This window comes from Treponema sp. R80B11-R83G3, from assembly GCF_054786115.1.
This window is the reverse complement of sequence record NZ_BDHF01000097.1, coordinates 1-4,901: the sequence shown is the minus strand read 5'-3', so window position 1 is coordinate 4,901 and position 4,901 is coordinate 1. Positions and strand designations below refer to the sequence as shown.

General features: G+C 38.0%; 7 protein-coding genes. 4 read left to right on the top strand and 3 right to left on the bottom strand.

The genetic code is table 11. The features are described from left to right. Positions 1 to 13 precede the first annotated feature (13 nt). Complete coding sequence (locus ACYVRH_RS10840; protein ID WP_461256929.1) at positions 14 to 175, top strand: BrnA antitoxin family protein; 162 nt, start codon at positions 14 to 16, stop codon at positions 173 to 175. A gap of 63 nt (positions 176 to 238) precedes the next feature. Beyond that, positions 239 to 694: a hypothetical protein gene (locus ACYVRH_RS10835; protein WP_461256928.1), complete on the top strand. Its 456-nt coding sequence runs from the start codon at positions 239 to 241 to the stop codon at positions 692 to 694. On the opposite strand, the gene ACYVRH_RS10830 is transcribed toward ACYVRH_RS10835, so the two are convergent. Continuing rightward, positions 691 to 1,392, bottom strand: a complete 702-nt coding sequence (locus ACYVRH_RS10830; RefSeq protein ID WP_461256927.1) for a DUF2259 domain-containing protein — start codon at positions 1,390 to 1,392, stop codon at positions 691 to 693. The genes ACYVRH_RS10835 and ACYVRH_RS10830 overlap by 4 nt on opposite strands. 191 nt (positions 1,393 to 1,583) lie before the next feature. Between ACYVRH_RS10830 and ACYVRH_RS10825 the strand changes: the two genes are divergently transcribed. Then, complete coding sequence (locus tag ACYVRH_RS10825) at positions 1,584 to 2,303, top strand: hypothetical protein (protein WP_461256926.1); 720 nt, start codon at positions 1,584 to 1,586, stop codon at positions 2,301 to 2,303. A 170-nt stretch (positions 2,304 to 2,473) separates the two neighbouring features. After that, the gene (locus tag ACYVRH_RS10820; RefSeq protein WP_461256925.1) at positions 2,474 to 3,502 is read left to right on the top strand and encodes a hypothetical protein; all 1,029 of its coding nucleotides are present in this window, start codon (positions 2,474 to 2,476) and stop codon (positions 3,500 to 3,502) included. Between the two features lie 16 nt (positions 3,503 to 3,518). On the opposite strand, the gene ACYVRH_RS10815 is transcribed toward ACYVRH_RS10820, so the two are convergent. Beyond that, positions 3,519 to 4,274: a WecB/TagA/CpsF family glycosyltransferase gene (locus ACYVRH_RS10815; RefSeq protein WP_461256924.1), complete on the bottom strand. Its 756-nt coding sequence runs from the start codon at positions 4,272 to 4,274 to the stop codon at positions 3,519 to 3,521. Further along, the coding region (locus ACYVRH_RS10810) for an RsmE family RNA methyltransferase (RefSeq protein WP_461256923.1) at positions 4,259 to 4,901 on the bottom strand (643 nt) is incomplete at its 5' end. The genes ACYVRH_RS10815 and ACYVRH_RS10810, both read right to left, overlap by 16 nt.

Sequence of the window (4,901 nt, the reverse complement as noted above, 5' to 3'; positions counted from 1 at the left end):
TGGATGGGAATTAATTAGAAAAGAGCCTAAAGTTAAAATAACGATAACCTTAAACAGTGGCAGTGTAGATTTTTTTAAAAAGCATGCTCAGGAAAACAAAGTAAAATATCAAACAATGATAAACGAAGTTTTGGATAAATATGTTCAACGATATAAAAAAAGAGCAACGGTATAAGTATACTGTGAAGTTATTAGTAAAATTAGCGTATTATTTGAATGATATGGTGTTATAAATTATATGGAAAATACGCCTTTAACGCTCTTAAATCTTTGTACCTCATTGCCATATATCAAATCTGAATGTCAAGATCCGTCACTCTTAAAATATGAAAAACTTGAAAATGAGGAGATTCTCCTCTGTTATGAGGTAAATCCTGTTCAAGGCTGTAGTATTGAGCCGGAGCGGGATTATTTACTGGATAAATTATTGTTCATCGGGCAAAAATTGCCGGAGAGGGAAAACGAGGATACAGATGAAAAAGAGAGAAATAACCTTGTTTCGCTCCCACAGGGGAATTACCTTTTCACGCAGTGCCGTTCTGACGCGGTTTTAAACAGTGATGAATGGCTTGATTTGGCAATTGAACAACAAAAAGACGGTCTTTGGGAACGGAATAAACCGGGGAATCTGCTTTATGTACGGTTTTTATTTGAGGACGGCTCTTTTGTTACACAGGTTTTTAGGGCTGTTTAAAGCCTTAAAGCCTCTACCATGTAACGGATATCGTAGCCGTTGTTGGAAGCGCACATCATCTCTATTACAAAAATTACGGAACTGCCGCTTGAGTCAATTAGGACTCTTTTAAAGTTGTACTGCACAATGCCCTGACGGACAAAATTTGGGGAGCCGACTTTATATGTCCTAAACTGGCTGTCTGGAGAAGAAACTTCAAGGTTTATAAAAAATTGTGATTTTGCGTTTTGTCCGCTGCCTGTAATTGTGGGTATTATTTGCGCTTTATATGACTTTCCGGAAAGAAAGTCACGAAAATCAATTTTTTCTCCGCGTGGCGGTGGGTTTTCGTCTCTGGAGATGTAAAGAGGGAGTCCCTGATTTTGGAAATTTATACTGTATCGGTTTGTAAGATTTGAATTATTGGAGACTAGTCTGCGTAAAATGCCGGAACCGTCTTGTCCCGCTTTTATCGGAGTATTATCAATAAGTGATACCCTGCCGTTTTGGGCAAAAGTGTTACTGGTTACGTCTACGACATACAAATCCGCCCAGGGGCGCAGAGACGGCGACAGTACTCCGTATTGTCCGAACATATACATTCTGCCGTCAGGAGAGAAACCCAAATCGACAAAAACGGCGGAATCTCCCGCCCATAGAGCGGAAACAGATGTTAAGAGAAGGATAAAAAGGATGAATACCGTCTTTTTCAATAACATAGAGTTCCCCTTAATTCTCATTATCGGTATTAAATTTTCCGTCTTGAGATAAAATTTTAATTAGTATAAACTGCGATATGACGCTTTCTGAAAGAAATACTTTCTTTAAAGTCGGGATTGTTTTCTGCTTAATATGTACTTTATTTGTTACTGTGGCTTCTTTTTTGATAATTCCCGTTTATTCTAATATAATGGAAGAATATACACGCCGTCCTGTCAATGTTTTTCAGGTCTTAACAGGTTTTTTTATGAAAAACGATTATTATGCCGTTTATGTCTCTCTGGCGGCATCGGTTTTGTATTCTCTTATCGGTATTATTTTTATTCATTTCTTCTTTGAAAGAACTTCTGCGCCGGAAATACTGTATATTGCCATTTTTACAATTTCTTTGGCTTTTGAGGCTATCCGTCTTATTCTTCCTTTATATTGTATTTATATTTTTTCTCTATTTTATATAAATATAGCAATCAAGGTTTTGCTTTTTGCAAGGTTTTTCAGTGTTTTTTCGCTGTTTGCCGCCGGTTTATATGCCGCCGGGCTTGAGATGCAGAAGACCCGTAATGTCATTTTTGTAATGATTATCGCTGCTCTGGTTATTACATTAAGAGTCCCTATTGACGGTTCAAATTGGGATACCAGCTTAAATATAGTAAATAATTATACTTCCATGTTTGTTTTGGTTGAATTAGCGGCTTTTATTACAACTATGATAAGTTTTTTTATTGCGGCCAATATACGCGATTCAAAAGAATATTTTAATGTCGCGATTGGGGTTATGCTTGTCCTTGCCGGCAGGGGCTTTCTTATAAATGTTGATAACTGGATAGGGTTTGTTCCGGGTATTTTATTGCTGTCAATCGGGACAGGGTTCCTCTGTTCAAAATTGCACAAAATACATCTATGGCTGTAATCCGGCTACGCCGGATTACTTAGGAGTTTTGCCAAAAGGAAAACTACAGTTTTTATTGTATTTTTTTCATTGGTAAAATTTTATACTTTTGTATATTGTTTTGTGTTTGGCAAAACTCCAAGCTTCTATTTATAGAAGAAAAACGATCTTTCTGCCGATAATTAATAACCATGTTATTGGTTAAAAAAGCATTTTGTTTTTTCGTAGTTATTACATTTGTTTTATGCTCTGTTTTTAGTCTTTATGCGGCTTCAGGCGATGATTCATCTTCAAATACTGATATTACTTATATGACTGCGCCGCTTTTTCCGCACATGCTTTTTATGGAGACGGTCAATCAATGGAAAAAAATTGATAATTCACGGCCTTATTGGGTTTATTCAAAAGAGGAGATAGAAAATTTTAATCGAATAGCGGATTATCAGATTTCTTTTTTGCTTAATAACGATATTCTTGCGTATTATGGCCATCCTAGTTCGCGCAATATGGGTATTTTAGGTCGTTATTCAATAGAAGAGTTGGACAGGCTGATGACCGCTCTTGTTCCCGAGTATGAAAAAGTTAATGGCGGACGGAAAGTGCGTAAGGCGTTTTATCTGATTTATGGCACTGTTTGGCCTAAGGGCGAAATAGGGATAATAGGGGATAATGAACTTATGAAATATATCGATTATGGGTTGAAAAACGATATATTAGTTTTTATTGATCATCAAATTGGCCGTTATGATCCGATAGATTCGCTAAAAAAAATGCTGCCGTATTTACGCTATCCAAATGTACATCTTGCTCTTGATCCTGAATGGCGGACAAAAAGACCGATGAGAGATATTGGCAGTATTAGTGCGGAAGAAATCAATACTGCGCAGCAAGTAATGGAAAACTATTTAATAGATAATAATATTCCCGGTGAGCGTATGCTTGTCATTCATCAATTTGAGCACACAATGATTAATAATCGCGCGCAGGTTAAAAGCAATTTTAACAGAGTCAGACTTGTTCATTGCGCCGATGGTTTTGGCCCGCCTGACGTGAAACGCGATTCTTATAATTATAATGCGATTGCTTCCAATATGCCGATTAAGGCTTTCAAATTGTTTTACAATTTTGGGATACCGGGCGCGGGTTATGACTATCCTTTGATGTCGCCAAAAGATGTGTACAAACTTAATCCGCGGCCTTATATCGTTATGTATCAATAGCGCATCAGTCTAATCGCTATTTAACAAAAAGACGGTAATATAGTAATAAAAACTTATATCCGATATACGGAAAAATTCTAAAAAATTTAAATGGACTGTTAAAACAATAGCCTATCCATTCAAGTCCCGCGTTAAAAATGCCGCGTGAGGGATATTTTTTTCTTTCGGCGAATACGTCAAAAATGTCACTGCACCATAGCCTCATGCCGTCACCAAGAGAGAGATTGTTTCTGGCAATCCATCGTTCTTCGCCGCGTATGCCTTTACCCGCTAACAAAAGAGACGGCGATGATTTTTTTATAGCTTTGATGATTGTCGCTTCTTCGTACCGTTTAAAGTAACCGGGGAAACGCCCGACAACGCGAAGGCGCGGAAACGTCTGTCTGATATTCTGTTCTGTTTTAATAAGAACTTTTGTTTTGCCGCCCAATAGGTAGCAGGATAATTCCCGATTTTCCAGAGCGGTAAGTATGCTAATAATAAAATCGAATGGCATATAACGGTACGCTTTTTTTCCCGTAAGGAATTTTATTCCACTGATGATGCTTTTGGAAATAGGAATAACCAAAGCGGCCCTTGTAATGTATGAACGGTACTCGCCGCTTCTTCTTGCGCGTAATAAATCCCATAAAGAAAGAAGCACAATATTATGTTCTTTTTTTTCTTTTAAGAGATCATACACTATAGAGCTGAGATTCTCCGGCGCGACAATATCAACCGGGACTTTAAGAAGGCTTGTTCGCTGCCTGATTTCGGTTACTTCAATTTCCACGAATCTTTCTCCAGTAATAAAATGCGTATTGCCGCCGCGCAATAAAGAGCGGCAGTTTCTGTCCGTAAAACGGTATCGCCAATGGTTAATGGCTTAAAACCGTTTTCCATAAAGAGGGAAACCTCTTTATCAGAAAATCCCCCTTCCGGCCCGATAGCAAACGCTACAACTTGGGGATTACTATTAAGATACCCGTGAAGGCTCTTATTTTCAAGCCCCTTTTGATGATGAAATAATAATCCAAGAGAATTTGTTTGCGGCGAATTTGACGTGTCTTTTTCATGGAGTTTTTTCCAATAGTCAAATAGTTCATTTTTTGTTAACGGCTGATGAAGGATAGTTGCGGTCACGGAGCCGCTTTGTTGTCTTGCTTCTTTAATAATTCGTTCCCAGCGTAAAAATTTTTGCCCTTTTTCGGCTTTGATTTTCGCTGTCGAAAACTCCGATACAAACGGAACAATTTCTGTTATTCCGCCTTCAGCAGCCTGACGGACGATCAAGTCCATCTTGTCGCCCTTTGGTATCGCTTGAAATAAAATTATTGGCGGTAAATTATTTTCTTTTAAATGATGACTTTCCGTAATGTTACATTTTCCTGTTAATACGCCGCGTTCAATAGAGAGTACC